Consider the following 24744-nt stretch of genomic DNA (forward strand, 5'->3'; position numbering starts at 1 on the left):
CATGGCGGAGGCGCGCCCGGTCGGCGCCGGGGAAGACCCCGCCGAGAGAGGCCGCCGCAAGCGCTCGGCCGCCATCTCCCTGGTCCTGGTCACGGGGGCGGGCGCCGCGGCGCTGGGGCTGGGCTGGCTCGATCCCTCCCAGAAGGAGGAGGACGCCCTCGTCTACGACAGCCTCGCCGCCTGCATCGGCCAGGGCTTGCGCACGGAGGATGCCTGCACGACCGATTACGCGGCGGCCCAGTCGGCCTATGCCGCCACCGCGCCGCGCTACGCCACCGCGGAGGCCTGCTGGGCGCATCACGGTGCCGATGGCTGCGTGGCCGGGGAGACGATCGCCCCGGACGCGGCGGGGTCCTTCGTGCCCCTGATGGCCGGCTTCATGATCGGGCGCACGCTGGAGCAGGGCCTGCCGGCCCAGCCGCTCTACCGGCACGCGGAGGAGATTCCGGCCTCCGGCGGAAGCGGCGGTGGGGGCGGCGGCTATTGCACCGGTTCGGGCGGCCGGGTCTACGCGTCGGCGGGCCGCCCGGCGACCCGCGTCGCCTCCAGCGTGGCGCGCACGACCGCGTCCGCGCCCCGGATGGTCTCCCAGGGCGGGTTCGGGGCGACCGGGCGGGCGATCGCGTCCGCCGGCAGCCGTTCGGGCGGGTTCGGAGGCGGCTGATGCGCCGGGTGTCCCTGCCGGAACGGCCCGATTGGCGCGATCACGCGGCCCGGGCCGGCTTCACCTTCCACACCTTCGACGACGAACCCTACTGGGACGAGAGCGCCTATTACGCCTTCACCCTGGCCGAGATCGAGGACGACATCGAGGCGCCGACCCGGGAGCTCCACGCCCTCTGCCTCGCCTTCGTCGAGCGGGCCGTGACGGATGGCGCGATCCTCGCCTCCCTGGCGATCCCCGAACTGGCCTGGGACGCCGTCGCGGACAGTTTCCGGCGGCGCGACCCGTCCCTCTACGGCCGGATGGACCTTCGCTACGGCGGCGCCGGGAGCGGGCCGGCCAAGCTCCTCGAATATAACGCCGACACGCCGACCGCCCTCTACGAGAGCGCCGTGTTCCAGTGGCTCTGGCTGGAGGATGGGCTGGCTCGCGGAATCCTGCCCGCGGGGACGGACCAGTTCAACGCGCTCCACGAGCGGCTGATCGCCCGCCTCGCCGCGATGGGGCTTCCCGGCACCCTTTCCTTCACCTGCTATCCCGACGCGCCCGAGGACCGGGGCACGGTGGCCTACCTCCAGGACTGCGCCGTGCAGGCCGGGCTCGCCGCCCCGTTCGTGCCGCTGGAGGCGATCGGCCTGTCCGAGGACGGGCACTTCCTCGACGGCGGCGGCCGGCCCCTCGCCGCCCTGTTCAAGCTCTATCCCTGGGAGTGGATGTTCGGCGACGCCTTCGGGGCGGCGGTCGGCGCCACGCCGACCCGCTTCGTCGAGCCGCCCTGGAAGGCCGTGCTGTCCAACAAGGGCCTGCTCGCCCATCTCTGGGCGATGGCGCCCGGCCATCCGAACCTGCTCCCGGCCTATTTCGAGGGCGATCCCGCCAAGGCGGCGCTGGGCAAATCCTTCGTGCGCAAGCCGCTCGTCTCGCGGGAGGGGGCCAACATCATGCTCGTGCGCGACGGCGTGCTCCTGGAGCGCGACGCGGGCCCCTACGGGCGCGAAGGCTTCGTGCGGCAGGCGCTGGCCGAGCTTCCGGTCTTCGCCGGCCGCCATGCCCTGGTGGGCAGCTGGATCGTCGGCGACGAGCCTGCCGGCCTGTGCATGCGCGAGGGCCCGTCCCGCATCACCACCGACCGGGCGCGGTTCGTGCCCCACGTGATCGACGGCTGAGGCCGCCCGCGCGCGACGGCGCGGGCGGCCCGATCCTTCGCCGGGGTCGCTAGGCCCGCGTCTCCGTCCAGGGCCGCAGCGGCCCGGGGATACGGAAATCCTCCGGCGTGGCGAAGTCGGAGGCGGCGCCCCGCATGGTTCGCGCGGGCCGCGCGAAGCCGCTCCGGTCGCTGTAATCGAAGGCGCCGGGCCGCGAGAGGCGCTTCTGGCCGATCAGCCCCTGCGCACAGACCACGTCGAGGACGGTGACGCCCGCGACCGCGGCGGTGGCGGCGGCGAGGTTGGACTGCTTCGGGTTGTCGTCCTCGAAGCCGGTCGCCAAGGTGGCGAGATCGAGGGCGTCGCCGCCGACGCGAGCCAGGATCCAGGGGGTCGGATCGTGGCTCATGAGGATCGCGACGCCGGTCGCCACCTCGCGGACGCCGTAGGCCTGCACCAGGGTCTCGCGGCCCTTGAGCCCCAGCGCGCGACACAGGCCGTGGGCGGCGGTCAGTTCCAGGAGGCCCAACCCGATCGAGAACCAGCCGAGGCCCCGGGCCAGCTCGTCGTGGCGGGTATAGGCGCCGCCGCCGGGGGCCCCGCGGGGGGCGGTGCGGGGAGCGGGGGGTTGATGCGTGCTGATGCTCATGGCCGGATCACCACCTTGATGCAGCCGTCCTGCTTGTCGCGGAACACCCGATACATTTCCGGGCCGTCCTCCAGCCCGATCGTGTGGGTGATGACGAAGGACGGATCGATCTGGCCGTCCTCGATCCGCTTGAGCAGGTCGGGGGTCCAGCGGTTGACGTGGGTCTGGCCGGTGCGGACCGTCAGGCCCTTGTTCATCAGGGCGCCGATCGGGAACTTGTCGATCAGGCCGCCATACACGCCGGGGACCGAGAGCACGCCGGCCGGGCGGCAGACCATGATCATCTGGCGCAGCACGTGGGCGCGGTCGGTCTCCAGCAGCATCGCCTGCTTGGCCCGGTCGTAGACGGCGTCCACGGCGCCCATGGCGTGCGCCTCGAGCCCGACCGCGTCGATGCACTTCTCCGGGCCGCGGCCGTCGGTCATGTCGTTGAGGCGGCCGACGATGTTGGGTTCCGCGTCGTAGTCGATCACCTCGGCACCGCCGGCCTCGGCCATCTGCAGGCGTTCGGGCACGCGGTCGATCGCGATCACGCGCTTGGCCCCGAGGAGCAGCGCCGAGCGGATCGCCATCTGGCCGACCGCGCCGCAGCCCCAGATCGCCACCGTGTCGGTCGGCTGGATGTCGCACTGGACCGCGCCCTGCCAGCCGGTCGGGAACACGTCCGACAGGAACAGCAGCTTCTCGTCCGAGATGCCCTCGGGGACCTTGATGTGGGTCGAGTCCGCGAACGGCACGCGCAGGAACTCGGCCTGGCCGCCCGCATAGCCGCCGGTCAGGTGGGTGTAGCCGAACAGGCCGGCGGTCGTGTGCCCGAACGCGGTATCGCCCAGCGCCTTGTTGCGGTTCGAGCGCTCGCACACCGAGAAATTGCCGCGCCGGCACTGCTCGCACTGGCCGCAGGTGATGGTGAACGGGACGACGATCCGGTCGCCGACCTTGAGCGCCTTGTTGTCCTTGCCGACTTCCACGACCTCGCCCATGGCCTCGTGGCCCAGCACGTCGCCCGACTTCATGCCCGGCATGAAGTGATCGTAGAGGTGGAGGTCCGAGCCGCAGATCGCGCAGCTCGTCACCTTGATGATGGCGTCGCGGCCATCCTCGATCTCCGGATCCGGGACCGTGTCGCAGCGAACGTCACGGGTGCCGTGCCAGACGAGTGCCTTCATGGGAGCGATGTTCCGGCTGTCATTCCACGGGTGGTTGTCCGGAGACCAACCAACACTCGGGAGGATTGTTCTGTCCGCACGGCAAAACGGCGCTCCGGGGCCGGCCCGCGGGCCGACCGCCGGAACGCCGCGGGCTCAGCCGATCTGTTCGGACTGGGCGGCGCTGTCGGGACGGGCCGGGCCGAGCACCGGCTCCTGCCCCATCGGCTGGTTCTGGACGATGCTGTATTCGCCCTTGCCGTCGAGCGACGGGCCCTGGGTCCAGCGGCCTTCGGGCGGCGGCGAGCCGTCGGCCGAGGACGAGAAGAAGTTGTAGTTGAACTTCTGGTTCTCCTTCTCCTGCGGGAAGGAATTCGGGATCGGCAGGTTGCCCTGATGGCCGCCCAGCTCCTCGATCACGGCCAGCCATTGCTGCTGGTGCATCGTGTCGCGCGCGATCAGGAAGCTCCACATGTCGCGCATGCCGGCATCGTTGGTCGCGTTGTAGAGGCGCACGGCCAGGACCCGGCCGGTGCTCTCGGCGGCGACGTTGCAGTACATGTCGGCCGCGATGTTGCCGCTGGCGTAGATGTGGCTCATGTCGAAGGGCAGCCCGTCGGAATTGCCCGGGAAGGCCGCCATGCCGGTGGACAGCAGCGTCTTGTGCAGCATGCCCTCGGCGATGTGGCGCGGATTCTCGCCGCCCATCACGGCCCCGACGATCGCGTCGGCGGCGCCGGCCTCCTGCACCTTGGTGGGGGCGGTCTCGAGGTTCATCGCCACCGCGGTGGCGAGCATCTCGATATGGCCCAGCTCTTCCGTGGCGGTGTTGAGCAGCATGTCGCGATACTTCGTGGTCGGCGCACGATTGCCCCAGGCTTGGAAGAAGTACTGCATACACACGCGGATCTCGCCCTCGATCCCGCCGATCGCCTGCTGAAGCATGCGCGCGTAGATCGGATCGGGCTTGTCGACCTTCACGGGGTATTGGAGACGCTTGTCGAGGTAATACATGCTGTCCGGTCCTTGCTGGAGGCACGGCACGGGAGTTCACCGCGCGCGCTTTCAGGAACGCGATGTCCCGTCAGGGCATCCCGCCTTGCTCCTCGACCAACCGCGCTTCGGGCTATTGGTTCAGTATTCTTTAAGGTCGGCAGGCCATTTTCAGCCTAGTTCGCCCACAAAATTGCGCGAAAACCAAACTATGTTAATCGACAGCACGCCCAAGCTTCCGAGACGGACGGCCAAGATAAACCTATGTTGCGATCGACCTTCCGGCGACCTTGGCGGCACGGAGGAAACCCGAACTTTTGCTGGCAAAGGGGATCCGGCCACCGTGCAGCGCCGGGTCTTGCAGTGACGGGCCTTGCGTCGCGCGGTGATCGCGCGCCAGGGCGGCGTGACCGGGCCGGACGCGCGGCTTGATCAGGAATGCGGCCGTCTGCGGCCGCGCGGCCCGGCGGGGACCGAGGCGGGCCCGCGGCTTTCGGTGAGCAGCTTGCGCCAGCGGGTCAGGCGCTCCGGATCCAGCCGGCCGTCCGCGATGGCGGCCTGCACGGCGCAGCCCGGCTCATGCGCGTGGGTGCAGTCCCGGAAGCGGCAGGACGGGGCGAGCTCGGTGATCTCGGCGAACAGGGTCGCGATGCCGTCGGCGGCGTCGCTGACCTGGAGCGTGCGCATGCCCGGCGTGTCGATGACCCAGCCGCCGCCCGCGATGGCGTGCAGCGACCGCGCCGTCGTGGTGTGGCGCCCCTTCGCGTCGTGCTCGCGGATGCCGCCGGTCTGCTGGGGCGCGTCCCGGCCCGGGCCGGTCAGGGTGTTGACCAGGGTCGATTTGCCGACCCCGGAGGAACCGACCAGCGCGATGGTCTGCCCGACGCCGCACCACGGGGCCAGGAGGCCCGCCGCCTCCGGGACGCGGGGATTGACGGCCAGCACGGTCAGCCCGCGCTGCAGGGCGGCGGCCTGGCGCTCGAAGTCGCCCGGATCGGCGGTCATGTCCGCCTTGGTGAGCAGGATGACCGGATCGGCGCCCCCCTGGTTGGCCAGCGCCAGATAGCGTTCGAGCCGGGCGGGGTTGAAATCGGCGTTGCAGGAGGTGACCACGAACAGGGTGTCGACATTGGCCGCGGCGGCCTGAAGGGTCGCGCTGCCCTCGACGCGCCGTTCCAGGACGGTCTTGCGGTCCAGCCGACGCTGCACGGTCAGGGTCTCGGGATCGACCAGGACCCAATCGCCCACCGCGAACGCGCTGGTCTTCGTGTGGATCGGGAGCGCCAGCTCGACGGGGCCGGCGGAGGACAGGGCGGTCAGGCGCGCGCGGTGGACCGTGGCGATCCGCATGGCCGCCAGCGCGGCCTCCTGGGGCTCGCGCTGCTCCTCGAAGAACGCGGACCATCCCAGGCCTGTCGGGGACATCGCAGGGACGGGGGCGGGATGATCGATCACCGCGTTGCCCATGGCACGGCCCCGCGCGGATAGCCAGGGCGCGTGGCGGACCGTCCTCGAAACGGCGGCCGGGGCGGCTCCCCAGGCGGGCGGCCTGCGCCCGGCGCGTGAAGGCGCCGGATCGATGCCGGCCGGTCCCGCGTTTCCCGGAACGGCTCATCGCCCCGGAGGATCGTCGTGGGACTCACTGCTTTCGTCTTCTTCGTCGTGCCCTGGATGCTGGTCGCGGCCTGGCTATTCCGGTCGTCGAATTCTGCCATCCGCATGGGCCTGCCGGCGACGCCCTGGCGCCCGCTCACGGATTTCCCCCCGCCGGTGCGCGACCAGCGGACGATGGTCGACACCAGCACGGTGCCGAAGGGCGCGGCCGGGCATACCGCCGACGACAAGCACCGTCCGTTCGAGACGCCGTAGACCGCCGCTCGGTCGCGATCACCGGCAGGGACGCCCCCTCGTCCCGACGCGCCCGCACCGGCGGACTCCAGGGTTTCGGAGCGTCAGCGCCCGATGCCGCGCGCTCCGTATCCCGTGGCGACACAGGCCATCCCGGTTCGGAGCCGAGGGCGATAACGGAGCGCGACCGGCCCCATCCCCAGTGGGGGCCACGATGTTCACATATCGCTGCCGGACTAGGACCAAGGCCAAGCGCGTCTCTCGCAGCCGGGAACCCGTCCGGACCGCGTTCTGTGAACCCGCTCCCCCACCCGGGCGAGCGAACCCGCGCTTCATGCGGTCGCGAAGGGAGAACCGCCCCCCGTCGCCCAGGACCCCGCGCGGAAATCGAAAATCGCGCGATCAGCCCAGACTCTCCAGCAGATGCAGGGCGAAGCTGCCGCCCTCGGCCTGCCAGAGGCCGCGCGGCTGCCAGCCGCTCTGGATCGCCAGGGCCTGGAACGCCGCCGGGGTGTATTTGTGGGACGTGTCGGTCCGGACGTGCTCGGCGGCCGCGAAGGCGATGCTCGCCCCGCCCAGCCGGTAGGTTGCCGGCCGGTGTGCCACGAGATGCGCCTCGACCCGCAGCGGATCGGGGCAGAGCGTGATCGCGTGCCGGAAATTGTCGAGGTCGAAATCGGCCCCGAGCTCCCGGTTGAGCCGGACCAGGATGTTGCGGTGAAACGCCGCCATGAGACCGTCGGCGGCGCCATAGGCGCGCTGCAGCCGCTCGGGTTCGGTGGTGGCGTCGGCCCCCACCAGGAATAGGCTCGGCCCGAGGGTCGCCCGGGCCCGCTCCAGGAACAGGGCGGCCTCCGGGGGCGCGAAGTTGCCGATGCTGGTGCCGGGATAGAAGCCCAGGATCCCGCCCGGCCCCGCCGTGACCGGGAGCTGCACCGGCTTCGAGTAATCGGCGCAGACCGGCACCATGGCGATGCCGGGATAATCCGGCGCCAGGCGGCGGATCGCGCCCTCCAGGTATTCCCCCGAGATGTCGATCGCCACGTACGCGGCCGGCTCGGTCAGGGCGTCGAGCAGCGTGCGGATCTTGCGGCTCGCGCCGCTGCCGAACTCCACCACGGTCACCCCCGGCGCCACCCGGGCCGCGAGTTCCGCGGCGACCCGCGGCAGCAGCGTCATCTCCTCCCGGGTCGGGTAGTAATCGGGATTGTGGCAGATCCGGTCGAACAGGTCGGAGCCGGTCTCGTCCCAGAGATACTTGCCCGGCAGGGTTTTGGGCTCGGCCGTCAGGCCCGCCAGGGCGTCGCGCAGGAATTCCTGCTGCGCATCGGGGATATCGGCCGGGGCGCTCACGGCCGGGTCACCGTGACGACGACCAGGGCGAGGCGCTCGACATCGGCGTAGACCGCGTTCGCCAATTCCTCGCCGTACTCGTCCGGGTCGAATTCCCGGTAGGTCCAGTCCAGCCCGGCCCGGCCGCAGGCCTCGGCGACGGCGTCGCGGAACGGGTCCGCCCCCTCGACGATCGCCGCGCCGGTGAACATCACGAGGCTGCCCCCGGTGGCGAGCCGCTCGATCGCCTGCTCGACCACCGCCAGCGGCAGGCCGGCGCCCAGCGGGCCGCCGCCGTGCCGGTAGGCCCGGGCCGCGGGATCGACCATGAAGGGCGGGTTCGACACGATGAGGTCGAAGGCGCCCTCGACGTCGCGCAGCATGTCGCTGTGCCGGGCCTCGACGCCGTCGGTGCCAGCGAGCCGGGCGTTGACCCGGGCGGCCCGCAGGGCGGCGGGGTTGATGTCGACCAGCACCACCTCGGCCCCCGGCGATCGCTTGGCGATGCAGATCCCGGCCGCACCCGAGCCGCAGCCGAGATCGACCGCCCGGCGCACCGGGGTCTTGCGCGCCGCCAGATGGGCCAGCACCGCGCCGACGAAACGCATCGTGTCGGGCCCGAAGAACACCGCGTCGGTCGCGCTCGGCGGGTAGGAGGAATGGGCGAACAGCTCGTCGTCGAGGCTGGAGAACCGGACGGTGGGGCGCAGGATCCCGCCGTCTTCGACCACCGCCCCGGCCTCCCGCATCAGCGCGAGGAGCGGCGCGGGCAGGATCTCCGCCCGGAACGGCCTGGACCAGCCGACCACGTCGCGCAGGTTGCGCGCCTCGGCGTTCTGCGATCGGGCGTTGACGATGGCGTGGGTGGCGGGCGTCACGGTGGTGAAATTGTAGCCGGCTTCACGGAGTGCATGGCCGAGCGCCAGCAAAGCGTCCGTGTTGTCCGGGAAGGGCTCGGCCACGGGATCGGATCGCGTCATCGGGCTGTCCTCGAAGGTCCCTTCGGCGGCCCGTCGCAGAAAGCGGCGGCGCGCAGGCCCGATCCGGCGAAAGGATGCCCTCCGCCCACCTTGAGGCCCGGGGGCCGGACGGCGATGCGGCGGCGTGCGCCGCGGGGAAGCTGCATGGGAGCGCCGGGTCGGGTCGCCGGGGGCGGCAGGGGCGGACGCACCGCAGCCGGGATCGGCGCCGGCAACGTCCAGAGGTGAATGCCCGGAAAACTGGATCGCTCCGGCATTGTTCCCGAATTTGCCGCAGATCAGGCGCTCGTAACTTATGTTATTCGGGCAATGATTTGCCTCGAATACTGATGGATCGGTGATAGACGCCCGGCCCCCGGCCGGCCGGGATTGCGGCGCTTCTGCCACCCTCGCGCCGTCGTGATCGTCCGGCCCTCCGTCGTTAACCAACTGATTACCGTGCGAACCTAGCGCAAGCACCAGAAACGGCGCATCCGCGCCGGCTGAGCGCGACCGATGATTGCCGCCGACACCGTATTAACCTGGTACGACCTCGCCGGGACCCATCTCGACATCTTCGGATCCCTGGGCCTGACGCTCGGCTTTATTGCCGGCCTCATGCCGCGCCGCGCGTGGATGCTTGGCGGCTCGGCGGCCTGCGCCGCCTGCTTCGGCGCGCATTACCTGACCCTCGGCGCGCTCACCGGCACCGCGATGTGCGCCATCTCGGTGGTGCAGAGCCTCGTCTCCCTGACCTGCCTCGGCGCGCCGAACCGGAACGGCTGGGTCCATCCCCTGTTCGCCGCCACCACGCTGATCGCGGCGTGGCTGACGATCACCACCTGGAACGGCACCCCCTCGGCCTGCGCGGCGCTCGGCGCCCTGCTGGCGACCGCCGCCCGCCTCAACGCCGCGCCGCAGACGATGCGCCTGCTGTTCCTGGGCGCCTCCCAGTGCTGGGCCGGCCACAACCTCCTGGTCGGCTCGGTCTTCGGGCTGACCTGCGACCTCCTCACCATCCTGGGCCTTGGGATCGCCCTGTGGCGCGCGCTGCCGCCCCGTCCGGTCACCGCGCCCGGCTATCTCCAGGCCTGAGCGTACGCGATCGGGCACGCGATCGGGTCTGCGTCGATCCATCCGGGAAACCCTTCGGCCTCCGGCGGTTGCCTGACTTTCCGGCCGTGACGCCGGGGCGACCGGGAGGATCGGATCTTGGCAGAGGCGACCTATCCGCCGCTCGACGTGCTCAAGCCGGTCGCCGAGGGCGTCTGGATCGTCGATAGCGGCCCCCTGCGGATCCTCGGCATGCCGCTCCCGGTGCGGATGACCGTGATCCGGCTCGGCGACGGCAGCCTGTGGCTGCACTCGCCGACGCGCTACGACGCGGATCTGCACCGCGCCCTCGCGGCGCTGGGGCCGATCCGCCACCTCGTCGCGCCCAACGTCGCGCATTGGACCTTCCTGAAGGATTGGCAGACGCATTGCCCGGAGGCCCTGACCTGGGCGGCGCCGAACCTGCGCCAGCGCGGCCAGGTGCGCCGCTCCGGCCTGAAGATCGACCGCGAGCTTGCCGACGCGTCGCCGCCCGAATGGGACGCGGATCTGCGCCAGATCGTGGTTCCGGGCGGGCTCGGCTTCCGGGAGGTCGCGTTCTTCCACGGGCGCAGCCGGACCCTGGTGCTGACCGACCTCGTGCTCAACCTGGAAGCGGCGAAGATGCCGGCGCTCCTGCGCCCCGTGTTGCGCCTGGCCGGCATGACCGCGCCGGACGGGAAGCCGCCGCCCTATCTGCGCCTCGTGATCAAGCTGCGCCGGGCCGCGGCGGCACGGGCCGCGGCGGATCTCGTCGCGCTCAACCCCGCCGTCGTCATCTTCGCGCACGGGCTGTGGTTCGCCCAGGGCGGCACCGAGCGTCTGCGGCGCTCGTTGCGCTGGCTCGGCGATTTCAGCTGATCAGGCCCCCTCCCCGGCCGGATCCGGCGCCTCGGAGCCGTCCAGGGACTTGGCCAGCTCCATCAGCACCTCCTCGACCATGGGCGGCCACGGCACCTTCTCCTCGTCGAGGAGACGCGCCGCCCCGACCAGGGCGTTGATCTGCTCCTCGTAGACCGGCCGCTGGACCAGCTGCGCGTACCGCACCCGAGCGGCCAGGGCGGTCGCGAGGCGCTGGACCTCGGCGATCCGTGCGTTCGACGCGCCGGCGCCATCCCGGTTGCCCATCCCTCACCCCTCTCGGATCCGCGCAGGGCCTAGATAGGCCCCAGGAAAGGGGCGCGGGGCAATCCCGGTTCCGCTCGCCCAGTCCGCTCAGCCCGACCGGCGCACCGCCTCGACCCGCCCGGACGCGGCGTCGGCGAGGAGCTTGCGCTTGCCGGACCTGTGGCGGACGAAATCGTCGAGCGGCTTGCAGGCCGGCAGAGCGGGCGGGCCCTTCTGCGCGGGCAGGGTCGGCGCGTCCGGCGGGGGCGCGTCCTCGGGCAGCTCGACCCGCTGGCTCACCAGGAACGCGTCCAGATCGATGAGACGGTGGCGCAACCGGCGGATGTCGTTCTCGACGCCGTTCAATTGGACCAGCAGGTCGGAGACGGTTCCCTCGCGGGCCGCGATGGCGGACTGGATTCCGGCGCGCTCGTTCAGCAGCACGGCCTTGACGGTCGGATTCATGAGGCGTCCCCGGAGCATGACGCCGCCAGGGACACGCCGTCCCGCGTCAACGCCAAGCCTCAATTGGGAGGAGGCGCTACGCCGGATGGCGAGGCCGTGCGGGCCCGCACCGGCCTGCCGCGCAACCCGTATCCCAGCGGGGATGCCCGACCTGGACGCGGAACTTTCGGTCCGTATCTGCGTCAGTTCCACGCAGACAAAAAGCGCCGGGAGGTTATCATGCGCGCGCCCTTGAAGATCGCCACACTCGTCGTTCTGGTCTTGGGAACGCAGCCGGGCTGGGCCCAATCCGTCAGCCAGACGGGCACCGGCGGCGGCCCGACCACAGCCGCGAAGGCGCCTCACACCGCCGCCACCGGGCAGACGGTGCCCAACCCGAGCGCGCTCGGCCCCAACGAGACCGGCAGTATCGAGCGGCGCAACCCGGCCGAGCAGCGCAACGACGCGATCACCCGCGGCATCTGCATCGGCTGCACGAACCGATAGCCAGCCGGAGCGCGGCGCGGTCCGTCAGCTCTCGGCCCGCAGGCTCTTGATGATGCGGCCGGCGATCTTGCGCACGGCCTCATCGTCCCGGTCCTCGCCCTCAGCCCGATCCCACAGGTGGTCGAGGCTGCGGTCGAGCTCGTCCAGAAGCTCCGGATGGCGCTGGGCTAGGAAGCGGATCGTCCCGAACAACAGGTGTTCGGTCGCCATCTCGTGACGCCTTGCGTCGGCAACCTGATCCATGGGGTTCGCGCTCGTATCGGTCATGGCACGCAAACGATCCGCACGGAGTGCGGTTCAGCGGCGCCCGCGCGGTGCGACGCCGCGGCCGCCCGGGGATCGCTCTGGGTCCGGATGGCGCAGCCCGGAACCGCGCCCCGCGGGGCGCGGTTTGACGGCCTTACAGGGAGGATACCGATGGTCGACGCTGCGCAGATTCAGGAACATGCCGAGGTTCTCGGCTCGGACGGCACCCATGTCGGCACGGTCGATCACATCGACAAAGGCGAGATCAAGCTGACCAAGACCGACGCGGCGGCGGGCGGCCTGCACCATTACATCCCGCTCGACTTCGTGCGGGCGGTCGAGGGCGGCAAGGTCCATCTCGACCGGCCGGCCGAGGAGGTGAAGCGCGAGTGGTCGACCTCCTGACCCGCCCCGTCAGCGCCGCAGGCCGCCGATCCAGGCGGTGAGCGGCTCGACGAACGCCGCCCAGGTCCGGGCCCAGACGGTTCCGGACCGCCCCCCGTCCGGGGGCCCGGCGGCCATCAGCGATGCCACGAAGGCGTCTTCCTGTGCCTTGCATTCGTCGAGGGCGTTGCGCTCGTCCCCGGCCCGGCTCTGGCCGGGCGGCTGGTGCGCGTAGGCCTCGCGCAGGCAGCGGTGCCAGGCCAGCTCGAGCGCCCGCGGCTCGGTCGGCGCAGCCGCCATGGCGGCCGACCCGACGTCGACCAGGACGAACATCGTGAGGAGGCTGAGCACGGGCATGCGCATGCCGCCTCTATGCCTGATTCGGCCGCCTCCTGCCTAGAACGAACGAGCAACAGGTCCGGTGCCGAACGCGGCTTTGATCGGGCCCGGCACCGCGTGGTTGACGTCATGCCCAATCGTTCAACCGGTGGGCGCGGGGACGGCTTTCCCGGTCCTGGCCGCGGAACTGCAACAGCCTGCCGGCCCCGTCCCCTGTATGCGGAAGCGGCCGGGGCGGTGGTGCGGGGCGCGGGATGGACAAGCGGGTGCTGACCCTGGTGCGGATCGTGGCCTGGATCCTGGTGGCGGCAATCGTCGCCATCACGCTGGTGCCGATCGGATTGCGCCCGGTGGTGACGGCGGATCCCGGCATCGAGCGGGCAGCCGCCTACGCGCTCACCTTCCTGCTCCTGACCTTCGGCTACCCGCGCCGCTGGCCCTGGATCCTGCTCGCGGCCGTGCTCCTGGCCGGCGGTCTGGAAGCCGGACAGACCTTGACCGGCACGCGTCACGGCCGCGTCGACGACTTCCTGGTGAAGGCGGCTTCCGCCGTCGCGGGCGGCCTCGTCGGGCTCGTCCTGGCGGCCTGGACGGCCCGGCGCCTGCCGGCGCGCGCCGGTGGCTGAGCCGGAAACCGCCGAGCTTCCGGCGCGTTATCGTTCCGGACTCTCATGCGAGGTGCTGCCATGTTCGGCGCGGGCAAGCTCACGGGGCGGTTCTGGTTTCGGAGAACGTGGACGGGCAAGCTGGTCCTGCTCGTCGAGGAAGAGAAGCCGCGGTGGTTCAGCCGCAAACATCTGACCAAGCTGCGATGGCGCGATGCCCGGCTCCTCGATCTGGCCGAGGCGCCGATGCGCACGCTGATGACCCTGGAACGCACCTATCGGGCGGAATACGGGTCCGGCGGCTCGGCGCTGCAGGCGGCCGTGCCGTCCCTCGGGCGCGGGGCGATCGCGACGCCGATCGGGCGGCCGGCCAGCGCCTGAGCGGCGCCGACAAAAAAGGGCGCGGGCCGAGCGTGAAGGGCAGACTCGGCCCGCCTGCCGTTCGGCTTCGTACCCCTCGAAGCCGCAGCGACGCCTTCAGAGACCACGCCAGCGTTAAGACTTCCTGAACGAAGCCGCCCCGCTGCGGGCCGGCGTCCGCACCCTGCGCCGCCCCCCGATCTGCCGCGCCGGCGTCACCAATTTATGTTGGTATTCAACAGATATATCGGTCGATAACAGAGGCGATCACTTGTTTTTGCCCAGGCAGGTGCTTGACTGGCGGCAGACAGAGCGGTGTTCATCGCGCAGTCCCCCATCGAGAGCCGCCCATGGAAGACGAAGCCGGGTTTCCGCAAGACGATCACGCCGACGTCATCGCGCTGACCGCCGACATCGTGTCGGCTTACGTGTCCAACAACTCCGTCCCGATGCTCGAACTGCCGACCCTGCTGTCGCGTGTTCACGAGGCCCTGGCCGCGCTGGGCCAGACGGGCGCTCCGGTCGAGCCGGAAGCCAAGAAGCTCACCCCCGGCCAGGTCCGGAAGTCGATCACGCCCGACGCGCTGATCAGCTTCATCGACGGCAAGCCGTACAAGACCTTGAAGCGGCACCTCACGGGACACGGCCTGACCATCGAGGCGTACCGGGAGCGCTTCGGCCTGCCGCACGATTATCCGACCACGGCGGCCAATTACTCGGCCATGCGGGCGGAATTCGCCCGGACCGCCGGCCTCGGCCACAAGCGCCGGAAGCCGGCCCAGACAGCGGCGGCCGAGCCCGCGGATTCCGTCGAGGCGCCGGCCAGGCGCGCCCGGAAGCCCGCCTAGAGCCGCTCACAAAACTCCCGCCGCACCGTCGCGTGCGAAGGGAGGGCTCCCGGGAACCGGGAGCTTTGTGAGGTGCCCTCAGGCCCCGGCCTCGGGCGCGATCGATCGCGGCCTTCACGGCACGCGCATTCGCGCTCGAAATTCGAAACCAGCGACAAATCGGAAGTCTTCATTCCCCGGCGCCTTCCGATCATCGGGCTTTCGCGTTAGATCGGCTGGCCAAGATCGGCGTTCGAACCGACAGGCTGCGAGGAAACCCGAGATGATCCGCACGCGATGCGCCGCGGCGACGCTCTGATGCCGTCCCGGATCGATCCGGGCGCGTGCGACCGGGTCGCGCCGCCCGGCCAATGCTCCGCAGCAGCCTGCCCCTTCGACGTCGACATCCCCGTCGCCGGAGCGCCGAACCGGCGCTCCCGGAGCCCGCGCCTGCACCCGTGAGCGGCCCGAAGACGGCCGCCGCCGAGGAGGATCACCATGGCCGAGTCTGAGATCGAGCGGTCGGCAATGCGGCGCATCGGGTGGCGGCTCGTGCCGTTCCTGATCCTCGCCTATTTCGTGTCCTTCCTGGACCGGGTGAATGTCGGCTTCGCCGCCATCCAGATGAACCACGATGTCGGGCTGACCGCGACCGTGTTCGGCTGGGGCGCCGGGATCTTCTTCCTCGGCTACTTCCTGATGGAGGTGCCCAGCAACCTGATGCTGGAGCGCTTCGGGGCGCGGATCTGGATCGCCCGGATCATGGCGACCTGGGGCGTGATCTCCATGGCCATGGCGCTGGTGCAGGGGCCGTGGTCGTTCATCGGCCTGCGCTTCCTGCTCGGCGTCGCCGAGGCCGGGTTCTTCCCGGGCGTCATCCTGTACCTGACCTACTGGTTCCCCTCGGCCTACCGAGCGCGGATCGTCGGCATCTTCATGATCTCGATCCCGATCTCGTCGTTCCTGGGCTCGCCGATCTCCGGGGCTCTGCTCGGCCTGAACGGCCTGGGGCTCGCGGGCTGGCAATGGCTGTTCATCCTGGAGGGCCTGCCCGCCGTCCTGATGGCCGGGGCCGTGCTGTGGTTCCTGCCCGACGGGCCGCGGCACGCGACGTGGCTGCCCCCGGCCGAGCGGGACTGGCTGGATGCGCGCCTGCGGGAGGAATCCGCCCGGAACGCCGCGCGCACCGGCGGGACGGGCTCGCCGTCGCTCGGGACGATGCTGCGCGACCGGCGCCTGATCCTGTTCGCGGCGATCTATTTCGGCTCGACCGCCAGCAGCTACGGCCTCACCTTCTGGACGCCGCAGATCGTCAAGAGCTACGGCCTGACCAACTTCGAGACCGGCCTCCTGAACAGCATCCCCTACGGCGTCGCCTCCGTGGCGATGATCCTGTGGGGCCGGCACAGCGACCAGGTCGGCGAGCGGCGCTGGCACCTGGCGATCCCGTTCCTGGTCCTGGCTGCCGGGCTCGCGGGCGGCACCATTCTGACCGGCATCCTGCCGCTGGTCGGCGCGCTGACCGTGGCGGCGGTGGGCGTCTACATGCTCAAGGGGCCGTTCTGGGCCCTGGCCACCGAGGAGCTGCCGCCGGCCGCGGCCGCCGCCAGCATCGCGGCGATCAACGCCGTGGGCAATCTCGGCGGCTTCCTCGGCCCCTACCTGATCGGCGCGATCAAGGACGGCACCGGCAGCTTCACCCTGGCCCTGACGCCGCTGATCCTGTTCGCCCTGATCTCGGCCGGGCTGTCGCTCGTGCCGGGCCGGGGGCGCACGGCAGCGCCCGCGCCGCAGGCCGCGCCGGCCCGCTGAGGCCGGCCCGGTACTCGATGGCGTTCGGCGACTGCCCGCTCATGACGGGATCGGAGGATCGGTAAGGCAGACGTCGCCGCGTGGGTCAGCCCGTTTCCGAACGCGCCCATGCCGCGCATGCAGCGTCGTCCTTGGCGGAGGCCAAGACAACGAGACGGATCTCACGCGGCCAGGACCTGTCGGGATTCCGGGTGAACCGGCCTGCGCGGCACCGACGCGCAGGGTGGTCCGGGCTCAGCCAGGCATCTGCCCGGGAACGTCCTTTATCCGTCACCACCGATATCGGAGCGTTGCGAGGATCGTCTGCCGGTTGCCGTAGAAGCATCCGGTGGCCGCGATGCACGTCGTCACGTAGGTCTTGTCGAAGAGGTTCGTCGCGTTGAGCGCGAGATCGACGCCCTTCAAGATGGGGTAGCGATACCCGAAATCGTACCGCAAGGCCGCGTCGACGAGCGTGACGACCGGCGTCCGATAAAGATTGGCGTTGTCGCCGACCGAGACGCCGATGTACCGGACGCCCGCTCCCAGGCCGAGGCCCGCCCAGTCGCCCGTCCGGATCGTATAGTCGAGCCAGACGGACGCCTGATGACGCGGAACGAAGGGCAATTCGTTCCCGACGATGCTGGCTCCCGTGGCGTCGGCATTCGCCTTGGTGAAGCGGCTGTTCATGGCCGCATAGGAGGCGACGATGTCGAGACTGTCGGTCAGGCTCGCCTTGGCCTCGAGTTCCAGCCCGCGGACCCGTACCTCGCCGGCCTGGGTGTTGAAACGGAAGTCGAGGGCATCCGGCGTCAGCACGTTCTGCTGCTTCAGATCGAAGACCGTCCCGGTCAGCAGGAGGCTCGTTCCGGTCGGCTGCACCTTGATGCCGCCCTCGACCTGATCTCCGGTGGTGGGCGCGAACGGCGAGCCGACGCGGTTCGTGCCGGAGGTCGGCTGGAACGAGGTCGCGTAGCTCACATAGGGGGCGAAGCCGCCGTCGAAGAGATAGCTCAGGCCGACGCGACCGGTGAAGGCGGCATCGTCCTGCTTCACCCGCGCCAATGCGCCGGTCGCCGCCGTCCGGGTTCGCGTGAGGGCGTCGGCCCAGTCCTGCCGCCCGCTCAGCGTAAGGCTGAAGCCGCCGAAGCGGATCTCGTCCTGGGCGTAGAGGCCGACTTGGTTCCGGCTCTGCGTGATCCGTGTGCCCAGCGGCGGCCGGGTGACCGTGCCCGCGTAGACCGGCGCGAAGATGTTGACTGAAGGAACGCCCCGCAATTGCGATTCGTCGTAGCGCGCATCCTCGCGCAGGTAATCGACGCCGAGAAGCAGGGTATGATCGAAGGGTCCGGTGGAGAAGCGCGCCTCCGCCTGATTGTCGACGTTGAACAGGTTCGAACGCTCCGGGAAAGCCCAGGCATAGCGGGAGAGCGTGCGGCCGTCGGCCCCGAGCCCGATGGCCTGAACCCGCTGGGTGTCGGCTTCGACATGCGCGAAGCGCAGGTTCTGGCGCAGGGTCCAGACGTCGTTGAACCGATGTTCAAAGGCGTAACCGATGAAGCCCTGGTCGAGCTTGAAGCTGTCGTAGTTCGGTTCACCGATGAACCGACTGGTGGGAATGCGCCCGCGCGGGTTCGTGTACAGGGTGCCGAGCGTCGGCAGGCCCTGCGGCGCGCCGCCTCCGGGCGAGTTGATGTGCAAGTATTGCGAGAGGATCGTGAACGACGTGTCGGCATCCGGCCGGATTGTGACGCTCGGCGCGATGAAGACGCGGTCTTCTTCTAGATAATCGACCTGGGTGCCGGTGGTGCGCGCGAGCCCGGTCAGCCGGTACAGGCTTCGGCCGTCCGGATCGATCGGACCCGACAGGTCGAAGGCGGCCTGAGCGCGTCCGAAGCTGCCGGTCTGGAGCTGGATCTCGCGTAGGGGAACCGCGCTCGGCCGCTTGCTGACGAGGTTGAGCAGACCGCCCGGCGAGTTCTGCCCGTAGAGCCCCGAGGCCGGGCCCTTCAGCAATTCGATGCGCTCCAGGCCGTAGGATTCGATGCGCGGCTGCGAGTATCCGCGGGCACCGAACGGCAGGCGCAACCCGTCGAGGTAGCGCCCGGGCACGAAGCCGCGGACATAGAGCCAATCGTAGCGCACGTCCGTGCCGTACTGGGTGAGAACCCCCGGCGTGTAGAGAAGCGCCTGGCTGACGCTCTGCGCCTGCCGATCCTCGATCTCCTTTCGGCCGATGACGTTGACCGCCTGGGGCGTTTCGAGAATCGAGGTGCCGGTCTTGGTCGCGGTCGCGCTGCGCCGGGCGACGTAGCCATGCGTGGGCCCGATGGCGGTTTCGCTGGTCACCTCCAGCGCGTCGAGGACGACGGCGCCGTCATGGATGCCGGCGGGGTCGGCCTCGGCTACGACGCCCACGAGGGTCGCCGAGCGCTGGGCCGTGAATTGCGGCACCAGACCCGTCCCGGCGAGCAATTGCCGGAGCGCTTCCACCCGGTCGTAGCGTCCGGTGATCGGTGTCGCGCGAAGCCGCCGCGTCGCATGACTGTCGTAGATCAACTGGACGCCGCTGATCGTCCCGTAGGCCGCCAGGGCCTCGTCGAGGGGCTGAGCCGCGATGGCGAAATCCAGGATCTCGTCCGCATCCGCGACGATCGCGGCAACGCGGGTGATCCGCGCGCCGATGGCCGTCCCGTCCCGCGCCGCGTGGTCGATGGCCGCCGTGGTCGGCGTCGGCATGGCGAGCACCAGCGCCGCGACACCACTCAATCCGATGACCATTCGACAGCCGTTCCCCGCCCGGTTCGCCCCGTGTCCCCGCACCGTCATTCGCCCCACCGTCCGTGCGCGGTTTGCAACCGCGGCCCGGCGGGTCATGATCGCCCGCCTGACTCTTCAGACGTGCCCCGGGTGACGAGCCCGCAAAAAAACCTGGTGGCTCCTGCGCCGGCCTCAGCGGAGGACGACGAGCCGGTCGCCGAGCCGCACCTCCGACAGGGCGAGCGCGGTCCGGATGCTGCGGAGGGCCTCTTCCGGACGCGCCAGATGAAAAATCCCTGTCACGCGTCTCGCGGCAGCCGCCGAGCTGGCCAGGACGATCCGACCGGGGCGGTATCGGTTGAGATCGTCCACGACCTCCGACAGGGGCGTGTCGCGGAAGACAAGAAGGCCCCGCCGCCATGCCGCCGCATGGGCGACGTCGATGGGGTGAACGCCGCGCGCATCCGGCCCGATCCTGATCTCTTCCCCTGCCGTGAGACGCGTCGGCTGTGCGCCCGCAGCGGGAACGACCGTGATGGCGCCGGACAGGCAGGCCATGTCGGCGTCCAGGCCGCCGACCCAACCGGAGAGGCCTTCGCTCGGCCTGCAGCGCACGATGAACTCCGCGGGCCGACCCGGCTCGGTGACGAGGCGCCCCTGGCCCGCGCCCAGGGTGAGCGCCGCACCGCTGGCCGGGACCGTGACGGCCACCGAGCCCGCATGCAGGACCATGTCGTGCCCCTCGTCGTCGAGGCGGGCGTCCAGGGCGGTTTCGGCATCCAGCTCGATGCGGATGCCGCCCGATAGGACCTCGGTTCGGATCTCACCGGTTCCTGTCCGATAGGCCGCATTCAGCACCGGCCATCGCAACGCCAGCGTGGCGCTGGCCGCGAGGGAGGCCGACGCGATGCTTCCCGCGGCCACCCGGCGGAGCATGCGGCGGCGGGTCATCGCCTGCAGGTCACCGCGGCTCGCCGGCGCTGACCCGGCAAGGGCGTGGCCCGCCTGCTTCCAGAGTCCCGCCGCAGCCCGGAAGGCGGCGTCCTGCTCCGGATCAGAGCGCCAGGCGGCAAGCGCCTCGGCGTCCTCGCGCGTCGCGGCGCCCGACGTGAGGCGAACCACCCAAGCGTGCGCCTCCTGCGCGACGCGCCTGTCCCTGTCGGCGGACGGCCTGTCCTGATGGTCCGGCGCGCTCATTCGTCTCTCGCCGATCGCCGGGAGCGTTTCGAGCGATCTCCTGAAGCGCATTCCATGTCGGGGTTCATTGTCATCAGGACGTGGCCGCGATCAATCCGGGACCCGGACGGATCGCAGACGGTCGGCACAATGATCGAGAGCCATCCTGATCTCGGCCTCCACGGTGCGGAGCGATACGCCGAGACGGTCGGCGATCGACGCATGAGTCAGGCCCTCGATCCGGCTGAGGCGGAAGGCCTCGGCGCGCCGGAAAGGCAGTTCGCGCAGTGCCGCATCGAGCGCCTGCAACTCGCAACGCGACTGGGCGAGCCGTTCCGGGCTCGGGGTCTCATCGGCGACCGTGAGGAGGTCGTCGACCTCGACGGCCGTAAGGATGCGGGATCGGCGCAACTGCGCACGTTTATGGTCCACGACGAGGTTGGCGGCGATCTGAAACAGGAAGGCGCGCTCGTTGTGGAGGCGTGCCTGGCCGTGTTCCGTATGCGCGATCCGAAGGAACGCCTCATGCGCCAGGTCCGACGCATCGGTCTGGCCGACCTTCCGGCCCAGAAAGCGCAGCAATGCTTTACAATGGCTGCGATAAAGCTTGGCCAACTGGCTTGCGCGCGCATCGCGCGAAGGATTGACGACGGACATCGACCTCTGCCAGCGAGAGATCGCCGGAGCAATTTTGCAGCGCCACGGCGTATCGTAACGGTGCGCCGCCTGGCAAGAACATAAAAACGACACCGCGAAGCAGAGTATCAGTTTGTATTTATTCCATTTCTATCGCTTCAAACCGTCTGTGCGGTTTCGATCACGGAAAAACTCTCCTGTAAGTCGATCGGGCGATCCTGCGCGACTCAAGATACCTTGGTGACCTCCATCTCGCACAACACGTCCCGTCTCCGATAGCGGAATAAACGGCCGCCTCCGGGCTCGGCCTGAACGGACTTCGACGAAGAAATCGGGTCGAAAGCGGTACATCCGCTTCGGGACGAAAGGCCAAGTCCGGTTGCCACCCGCACGGCGATCTGCATGGTCAAGGTGATCGGGTTGAGACGCCGGAGCTTGCGGGAGACCGGAGCCGGCCGTAGATCCGACGCGTGCCCGGCGGCGCGCGGAACTGAAACCGTGGAGTCGCTGGCGTGCGTGCTGGGTCCCGATTGTCCGAGCGCTGGTTCAACCTGGCCCTCTGGCTCGTCGCGCTGCTGTTCGCGTGGTTCCTGATCGGGCTGGGCTCCCTGGTCGTCGGCGACCTGCCTCAGGTGGAGCAGCGCTACACGCTGGAGCAGTTCCTCGAAACCGACCCGGCCCGAGCGTCGAGCGAGACGCTCAAGCAGGTCCGCCGGGAGATGGACGACACGCGGCGCCGGATCGAGCAGGATCAGCTCGCCCTCGAGGCGGCCCAGGGGGCGACCGAGGGCGCCCGCGAGACCTTCGCCAACTGGTTGAAGACCCGGGACGCGACCCAGCGGGTCGACCAGGATCCGGGCCTGATCGCGCGCACGCAGCGGCTCGACGCGCTCAAGGAGGCCGAGCGGGCGGTCGAGGACAGGCTGACCGCGCTGGCCCAGGCGCAGGCCGACCTGTCCGAGCGGGAACGCGAGCAGGTCCGCACGGAGAGCGCCCTGCGCGCCGCGGCCCAGGAGAAGCTCGACGCGGCCGAGCGCGGCCAGGAATTGCGGGTGTTCGGCTACCGGCTCGCCCTGACCCTGCCGCTGCTGGTGCTCGCCGGATGGCTGCTGCTCAAGCGGCGCACCACGCGCAACTGGCCGTTCGTCTGGGGCTTCGCCTTCGCGGCCGCCTTCGCGTTCTTCGTCGAGCTGGTCCCGTACATGCCGAGCTACGGCGGCTACGTGCAGTACGGCGTCGGCGTGGTCGTGACGCTGGTCGGCGGGCGGGCGGCGATCAATGCTCTGCACGCCTACCGGGAACGCCAGGCGCAGGTCGAGGCGCGGCCCAACGAGGAGCGCCGCACCGAGATCGCCACCGATCAGGCCCTCGCCCGGCTCGCCAAGAAGGTCTGCCCGGGCTGCGAGCGGCCGGTCGCTCTCGGCGATCCGAGCACGAATTTCTGCCCCCATTGCGGGCTCGGCCTGTTCGAGGATTGCCCGGCCTGCACGCAGCGCAAGAGCACCTTCGAGCGGTTCTGCCACGCCTGCGGCACCCCGGGCGCCGGCGCGGCGCTGCCGGCCGCGTAGCGCGAAGCCCTCACTCGACGGCGGCCGGGGTCGGCCGTCCGGCCACCCGGCTCAGCACGCGCCCGAGCTGCTCGGCGGAATAGGGCTTGTGCAGCAGCTCGAAGCCGTGGGTGCCCTCCTGGGCCAGGACGTGGCTGTAGCCGGAGGTCAGCAGCACCGGCAGGGCCGGGAAGCGGCGCGCGAGCTCCTGGGCGAGCGCCAGGCCGCCCATGCCGGGCATGACCACGTCCGAGAACACCACCTCGAACCCGCCGCCATCCTCGCCGAGCCGCTCGAGCGCCGCCTCGGCGTTGACCGCCCAGACGGTCTCGTAGCCGAGATCCTGCAGGATCTGGGTGGCGAACTGGCCGACCTCGACATTGTCCTCGACCACAAGCACCCGCTGCCCCGCGCCGAGCGGCGAGAGCGGCACCGCGGCGCCGTCGGTCGCGTCGGCCCCGCGATCGACCTCGACCTGCGGGAGATACAGGGTGAAGGTCGCCCCCTGCCCCGGGGCGCTGGTGACGTCGACGTTGCCGCCCGATTGCTTGGCGAAGCCGAACACCTGGCTGAGGCCGAGGCCGGTGCCCTTGCCGACCTCCTTGGTGGTGAAGAACGGCTCGAACAGGCGGCCGAGGTCGGCCTCGGCGATCCCCGCGCCGGTATCGGTCAGCGACACCGCCGCGAAGGCGCTGTCCGCCCCGGCATGGCCGCGGATCGCCGGCATGGTGCGCCCGCCGGCCAGCCGCAGGGTCAGCGTCCCCTCCCCGTCCATGGCGTCCCGGGCGTTGACCGCCATGTTCACCAGGGCGGTCTCGAACTGGCTGACATCGGCCCGGATGTAGCAGGGCTCCTCCGGCACCTCCGCGATGACCCGGATCCGGGCGCCGATCACCGTGTCGAGCATCTCGGCGATGCCGCGGACCTTCTGGCCGACATGGAACACCTCGGGCTTGAGCGCCTGCCGGCGCGCGAAGGCGAGGAGCTGGCCGGTGAGCTTGGCGGCGCGGTCGACCGTGTCGGAGACCGCATCGAGGTAGCGGGCCTTGCGCGCCTCCGGCAGGTCGGGCCGGCGCAGGAAGTCCACCGACGAGCGGATGATCGTCAGCAGGTTGTTGAAGTCGTGCGCGACGCCGCCGGTGAGCTGGCCGACCGCCTCCATCTTCTGCGACTGGCGCAGGGCGTCCTCGGCCCGCATCAGCTCGCTCGTCCGCTCGGCGACGCGCTGCTCCAGCGTGTCGGTCAGCGTGCGCAGCATCATGATGGCGCGGTCGCGCTCGGCCTCGACGGCCCGGCGGTCCTCGACGTTGATCAGCACGCCCGGGAAGCTCAGCGGCGTCCCGTCGGGCCCGAGATCGACCCGGCCGTTGGCCTCGATCCAGTAGTATTTCCCGTCGGTGCGCCGCACCCGGTACTGGTGCGCGTAGGCGCCGCCGCGGCCGATCACCTCGTTGATCGCCGCGATCAGCCCCTGGCGGTCCTCGGGATGGACCGTGGCGATCACCTGCTCCAGGCTGAGCCCGACCCGCCCGAGGGCCGGATCCAGGCCGAAGCTGCGGGCGAAGGCCTCGTCCACGGTGAACGTGTCGGCCTGCAGATCCCAGACCCAGGTGCCGATGATCGCGCCGGCCGACAGGGCGAGCTGGATGCGGTCGGCATAGAGCTGGGCCAGCGCCTGGCTCGCCTTCAGCTGCTGCTCGGCCAGCACGCGCTCGGTGGTCTCGACCACGACGGCGATGACCCCGGCCGGCTGCCCCGCCTCGTCGAGCACCGGCGAGTAGTCGAGGTTCATCCAGACCTGCTCGGGCCGGCCGTAGCGGTGCAGGGTGAGCTCCTGGTCCTTGTAGGACAGCGTGCCGCCGGCGAGCCCCACCCGCATGACGTGGTCGTTGAAGTCGGCCACCTCGGGCCAGCCCTCGCGGACCTTCGAGCCGAGCAGGTGCGGGTGCCGCCCGCCCGCGAAGGCCGAGTAGGCATCGTTGTAGATCATGATGCCGTCCGGCCCCCAGAGCAGCACGATCGGCACCGGCGACAGCAGCAGGGTGCTGACCGCGGAGCGCAGGCTCTGGGACCAGCCGGTGATCGGGCCGAGGGGCGTGGACGACCAATCGTAGCCCCGGACGATCGCGCCGAGCTCGCCGCCCCCGGGAAGGATTGCAGCCGGCATGCTCATCGCCTGCCCGGG

General features: G+C 70.5%; 26 protein-coding genes and 1 pseudogene. 12 read left to right on the plus strand and 15 right to left on the minus strand.

The features are described 5' to 3' along the window. Position 1: 1 nt before the first annotated feature. Entirely contained in the window at positions 2 to 664 is a 663-nt protein-coding gene (locus BMZ47_RS08235; protein WP_091860654.1) for a DUF1190 domain-containing protein, read from the plus strand. After that, positions 664 to 1830, plus strand: a complete 1167-nt coding sequence (locus tag BMZ47_RS08240; RefSeq protein WP_091860657.1) for a glutathionylspermidine synthase family protein — start codon at positions 664 to 666, stop codon at positions 1828 to 1830. The genes BMZ47_RS08235 and BMZ47_RS08240 overlap by 1 nt, the downstream gene beginning before the upstream one ends. A gap of 49 nt (positions 1831 to 1879) precedes the next feature. Here the strand turns inward: BMZ47_RS08240 and BMZ47_RS08245 are convergent, their stop codons facing one another. The 4 genes from BMZ47_RS08245 to rsgA form a co-directional block, all read right to left on the minus strand. After that, the gene (locus tag BMZ47_RS08245; protein WP_091860660.1) at positions 1880 to 2458 is read right to left on the minus strand and encodes a cyclase dehydrase; all 579 of its coding nucleotides are present in this window, start codon (positions 2456 to 2458) and stop codon (positions 1880 to 1882) included. Further along, positions 2455 to 3627 carry a zinc-dependent alcohol dehydrogenase gene (locus BMZ47_RS08250; RefSeq protein ID WP_007564619.1) on the minus strand — a complete coding sequence of 391 codons (1173 nt, stop codon included), beginning with the start codon at positions 3625 to 3627 and terminating at the stop codon, positions 2455 to 2457. The genes BMZ47_RS08245 and BMZ47_RS08250 overlap by 4 nt, the downstream gene beginning before the upstream one ends. Positions 3628 to 3762: 135 nt before the next feature. After that, positions 3763 to 4620, minus strand: a complete 858-nt coding sequence (locus tag BMZ47_RS08255) for a manganese catalase family protein (protein WP_007564618.1) — start codon at positions 4618 to 4620, stop codon at positions 3763 to 3765. 411 nt (positions 4621 to 5031) lie between these two features. Continuing rightward, positions 5032 to 6066: a ribosome small subunit-dependent GTPase A gene (gene rsgA, locus BMZ47_RS08260; RefSeq protein ID WP_091860663.1), complete on the minus strand. Its 1035-nt coding sequence runs from the start codon at positions 6064 to 6066 to the stop codon at positions 5032 to 5034. A gap of 165 nt (positions 6067 to 6231) precedes the next feature. Here rsgA and BMZ47_RS08265 point away from each other — a divergent pair, with 165 nt between their 5' ends. Then, positions 6232 to 6468, plus strand: a complete 237-nt coding sequence (locus BMZ47_RS08265; protein WP_007564616.1) for a hypothetical protein — start codon at positions 6232 to 6234, stop codon at positions 6466 to 6468. 381 nt (positions 6469 to 6849) lie between these two features. Here BMZ47_RS08265 and egtD read toward each other — a convergent pair whose 3' ends face one another. Beyond that, entirely contained in the window at positions 6850 to 7800 is a 951-nt protein-coding gene (gene egtD / locus BMZ47_RS08270; protein ID WP_091860666.1) for an L-histidine N(alpha)-methyltransferase, read from the minus strand. Then, positions 7797 to 8759, minus strand: coding sequence for a methyltransferase (locus BMZ47_RS08275; protein ID WP_091860669.1), 963 nt, complete (start codon positions 8757 to 8759; stop codon positions 7797 to 7799). The genes egtD and BMZ47_RS08275 overlap by 4 nt, the downstream gene beginning before the upstream one ends. Positions 8760 to 9254: 495 nt before the next feature. Here BMZ47_RS08275 and BMZ47_RS08280 point away from each other — a divergent pair, with 495 nt between their 5' ends. Then, complete coding sequence (locus BMZ47_RS08280; RefSeq protein ID WP_091860672.1) at positions 9255 to 9833, plus strand: YgjV family protein; 579 nt, start codon at positions 9255 to 9257, stop codon at positions 9831 to 9833. 117 nt (positions 9834 to 9950) lie between these two features. Continuing rightward, positions 9951 to 10691, plus strand: coding sequence for a DUF4336 domain-containing protein (locus BMZ47_RS08285; RefSeq protein WP_091860675.1), 741 nt, complete (start codon positions 9951 to 9953; stop codon positions 10689 to 10691). On the opposite strand, the gene BMZ47_RS08290 is transcribed toward BMZ47_RS08285, so the two are convergent. Both BMZ47_RS08290 and BMZ47_RS08295 read right to left on the minus strand, forming a co-directional pair. Then, complete coding sequence (locus BMZ47_RS08290) at positions 10692 to 10958, minus strand: hypothetical protein (RefSeq protein ID WP_091860678.1); 267 nt, start codon at positions 10956 to 10958, stop codon at positions 10692 to 10694. Between the two features lie 87 nt (positions 10959 to 11045). After that, positions 11046 to 11402, minus strand: coding sequence for a hypothetical protein (locus BMZ47_RS08295; protein ID WP_091860681.1), 357 nt, complete (start codon positions 11400 to 11402; stop codon positions 11046 to 11048). 219 nt (positions 11403 to 11621) lie between these two features. Between BMZ47_RS08295 and BMZ47_RS08300 the strand changes: the two genes are divergently transcribed. Next, complete coding sequence (locus tag BMZ47_RS08300; RefSeq protein WP_091860685.1) at positions 11622 to 11888, plus strand: hypothetical protein; 267 nt, start codon at positions 11622 to 11624, stop codon at positions 11886 to 11888. A gap of 24 nt (positions 11889 to 11912) precedes the next feature. Here BMZ47_RS08300 and BMZ47_RS08305 read toward each other — a convergent pair whose 3' ends face one another. Further along, the gene (locus BMZ47_RS08305; RefSeq protein WP_193375354.1) at positions 11913 to 12155 is read right to left on the minus strand and encodes a hypothetical protein; all 243 of its coding nucleotides are present in this window, start codon (positions 12153 to 12155) and stop codon (positions 11913 to 11915) included. A gap of 150 nt (positions 12156 to 12305) precedes the next feature. On the opposite strand from BMZ47_RS08305, the gene BMZ47_RS08310 reads away from it, so the two are divergent. Further along, complete coding sequence (locus tag BMZ47_RS08310; RefSeq protein WP_050733686.1) at positions 12306 to 12539, plus strand: DUF2171 domain-containing protein; 234 nt, start codon at positions 12306 to 12308, stop codon at positions 12537 to 12539. Positions 12540 to 12548: 9 nt separating this feature from the next. On the opposite strand, the gene BMZ47_RS08315 is transcribed toward BMZ47_RS08310, so the two are convergent. Then, complete coding sequence (locus tag BMZ47_RS08315; protein ID WP_039903142.1) at positions 12549 to 12881, minus strand: hypothetical protein; 333 nt, start codon at positions 12879 to 12881, stop codon at positions 12549 to 12551. A 230-nt stretch (positions 12882 to 13111) separates the two neighbouring features. On the opposite strand from BMZ47_RS08315, the gene BMZ47_RS08320 reads away from it, so the two are divergent. The 4 genes from BMZ47_RS08320 to BMZ47_RS08335 all read left to right on the plus strand — a co-directional run bounded on the left by BMZ47_RS08320 (position 13112) and on the right by BMZ47_RS08335 (position 16461). Next, positions 13112 to 13483 (plus strand): VanZ family protein, encoded by a 372-nt coding sequence (locus BMZ47_RS08320; RefSeq protein WP_208601023.1) that lies wholly within the window; start codon positions 13112 to 13114, stop codon positions 13481 to 13483. A 60-nt stretch (positions 13484 to 13543) separates the two neighbouring features. Then, positions 13544 to 13843, plus strand: a complete 300-nt coding sequence (locus tag BMZ47_RS08325) for a hypothetical protein (protein WP_091860690.1) — start codon at positions 13544 to 13546, stop codon at positions 13841 to 13843. A 329-nt stretch (positions 13844 to 14172) separates the two neighbouring features. Then, on the plus strand, positions 14173 to 14670 hold the full coding sequence (locus BMZ47_RS08330; protein WP_091860693.1) for a Ros/MucR family transcriptional regulator: 498 nt from the start codon (positions 14173 to 14175) through the stop codon (positions 14668 to 14670). Between the two features lie 477 nt (positions 14671 to 15147). Further along, entirely contained in the window at positions 15148 to 16461 is a 1314-nt protein-coding gene (locus BMZ47_RS08335) for an MFS transporter (RefSeq protein ID WP_091860696.1), read from the plus strand. A 270-nt stretch (positions 16462 to 16731) separates the two neighbouring features. Here the strand turns inward: BMZ47_RS08335 and BMZ47_RS08340 are convergent, their stop codons facing one another. The 3 genes from BMZ47_RS08340 to BMZ47_RS08350 form a co-directional block, all read right to left on the minus strand. Next, complete coding sequence (locus BMZ47_RS08340) at positions 16732 to 19221, minus strand: TonB-dependent siderophore receptor (protein WP_244536762.1); 2490 nt, start codon at positions 19219 to 19221, stop codon at positions 16732 to 16734. Positions 19222 to 19392: 171 nt separating this feature from the next. Further along, entirely contained in the window at positions 19393 to 20397 is a 1005-nt protein-coding gene (locus BMZ47_RS08345; RefSeq protein WP_091861326.1) for a FecR family protein, read from the minus strand. Positions 20398 to 20487: 90 nt separating this feature from the next. Next, on the minus strand, positions 20488 to 21033 hold the full coding sequence (locus tag BMZ47_RS08350; RefSeq protein ID WP_091860702.1) for an RNA polymerase sigma factor: 546 nt from the start codon (positions 21031 to 21033) through the stop codon (positions 20488 to 20490). Positions 21034 to 21524: 491 nt separating this feature from the next. Here BMZ47_RS08350 and BMZ47_RS08355 point away from each other — a divergent pair, with 491 nt between their 5' ends. Then, entirely contained in the window at positions 21525 to 22580 is a 1056-nt protein-coding gene (locus BMZ47_RS08355) for a zinc ribbon domain-containing protein (protein WP_091860704.1), read from the plus strand. A 10-nt stretch (positions 22581 to 22590) separates the two neighbouring features. On the opposite strand, the gene BMZ47_RS08360 is transcribed toward BMZ47_RS08355, so the two are convergent. Then, the gene (locus tag BMZ47_RS08360; protein ID WP_425285056.1) at positions 22591 to 24288 is read right to left on the minus strand and encodes a PAS domain-containing hybrid sensor histidine kinase/response regulator family protein; all 1698 of its coding nucleotides are present in this window, start codon (positions 24286 to 24288) and stop codon (positions 22591 to 22593) included. Continuing rightward, positions 24277 to 24732, minus strand: a pseudogene (locus tag BMZ47_RS29295) (PAS domain-containing protein); the annotation flags it as partial. The pseudogene BMZ47_RS29295 and the gene BMZ47_RS08360, both read right to left, overlap by 12 nt. Between the last annotated feature and the right edge of the window lie 12 nt (positions 24733 to 24744).

This window comes from Methylobacterium brachiatum, assembly GCF_900113845.1.
GTDB classification, from domain to species: Bacteria; Pseudomonadota; Alphaproteobacteria; order Rhizobiales; family Beijerinckiaceae; genus Methylobacterium; species Methylobacterium brachiatum.

What these genes read in the sequence shown, in the direction of transcription:
- BMZ47_RS08235 (WP_091860654.1), top strand. Translation starts at nt 2, where the DNA reads ATGGCGGAGGCGCGCCCGGTCGGCGCCGGGGAAGACCCCGCCGAGAGA.
- BMZ47_RS08240 (WP_091860657.1), top strand. Translation starts at nt 664, where the DNA reads ATGCGCCGGGTGTCCCTGCCGGAACGGCCCGATTGGCGCGATCACGCG.
- BMZ47_RS08245 (WP_091860660.1), bottom strand. Translation starts at nt 2,458, where the DNA reads ATGAGCATCAGCACGCATCAACCCCCCGCTCCCCGCACCGCCCCCCGC.
- BMZ47_RS08250 (WP_007564619.1), bottom strand. Translation starts at nt 3,627, where the DNA reads ATGAAGGCACTCGTCTGGCACGGCACCCGTGACGTTCGCTGCGACACG.
- BMZ47_RS08255 (WP_007564618.1), bottom strand. Translation starts at nt 4,620, where the DNA reads ATGTATTACCTCGACAAGCGTCTCCAATACCCCGTGAAGGTCGACAAG.
- rsgA (WP_091860663.1), bottom strand. Translation starts at nt 6,066, where the DNA reads ATGGGCAACGCGGTGATCGATCATCCCGCCCCCGTCCCTGCGATGTCC.
- BMZ47_RS08275 (WP_091860669.1), bottom strand. Translation starts at nt 8,759, where the DNA reads ATGACGCGATCCGATCCCGTGGCCGAGCCCTTCCCGGACAACACGGAC.
- BMZ47_RS08280 (WP_091860672.1), top strand. Translation starts at nt 9,255, where the DNA reads ATGATTGCCGCCGACACCGTATTAACCTGGTACGACCTCGCCGGGACC.
- BMZ47_RS08290 (WP_091860678.1), bottom strand. Translation starts at nt 10,958, where the DNA reads ATGGGCAACCGGGATGGCGCCGGCGCGTCGAACGCACGGATCGCCGAG.
- BMZ47_RS08295 (WP_091860681.1), bottom strand. Translation starts at nt 11,402, where the DNA reads ATGAATCCGACCGTCAAGGCCGTGCTGCTGAACGAGCGCGCCGGAATC.
- BMZ47_RS08300 (WP_091860685.1), top strand. Translation starts at nt 11,622, where the DNA reads ATGCGCGCGCCCTTGAAGATCGCCACACTCGTCGTTCTGGTCTTGGGA.
- BMZ47_RS08305 (WP_193375354.1), bottom strand. Translation starts at nt 12,155, where the DNA reads ATGACCGATACGAGCGCGAACCCCATGGATCAGGTTGCCGACGCAAGG.
- BMZ47_RS08310 (WP_050733686.1), top strand. Translation starts at nt 12,306, where the DNA reads ATGGTCGACGCTGCGCAGATTCAGGAACATGCCGAGGTTCTCGGCTCG.
- BMZ47_RS08315 (WP_039903142.1), bottom strand. Translation starts at nt 12,881, where the DNA reads ATGCGCATGCCCGTGCTCAGCCTCCTCACGATGTTCGTCCTGGTCGAC.
- BMZ47_RS08320 (WP_208601023.1), top strand. Translation starts at nt 13,112, where the DNA reads ATGGACAAGCGGGTGCTGACCCTGGTGCGGATCGTGGCCTGGATCCTG.
- BMZ47_RS08325 (WP_091860690.1), top strand. Translation starts at nt 13,544, where the DNA reads ATGTTCGGCGCGGGCAAGCTCACGGGGCGGTTCTGGTTTCGGAGAACG.
- BMZ47_RS08330 (WP_091860693.1), top strand. Translation starts at nt 14,173, where the DNA reads ATGGAAGACGAAGCCGGGTTTCCGCAAGACGATCACGCCGACGTCATC.
- BMZ47_RS08335 (WP_091860696.1), top strand. Translation starts at nt 15,148, where the DNA reads ATGGCCGAGTCTGAGATCGAGCGGTCGGCAATGCGGCGCATCGGGTGG.
- BMZ47_RS08340 (WP_244536762.1), bottom strand. Translation starts at nt 19,221, where the DNA reads ATGGTCATCGGATTGAGTGGTGTCGCGGCGCTGGTGCTCGCCATGCCG.
- BMZ47_RS08345 (WP_091861326.1), bottom strand. Translation starts at nt 20,397, where the DNA reads ATGAGCGCGCCGGACCATCAGGACAGGCCGTCCGCCGACAGGGACAGG.
- BMZ47_RS08350 (WP_091860702.1), bottom strand. Translation starts at nt 21,033, where the DNA reads ATGTCCGTCGTCAATCCTTCGCGCGATGCGCGCGCAAGCCAGTTGGCC.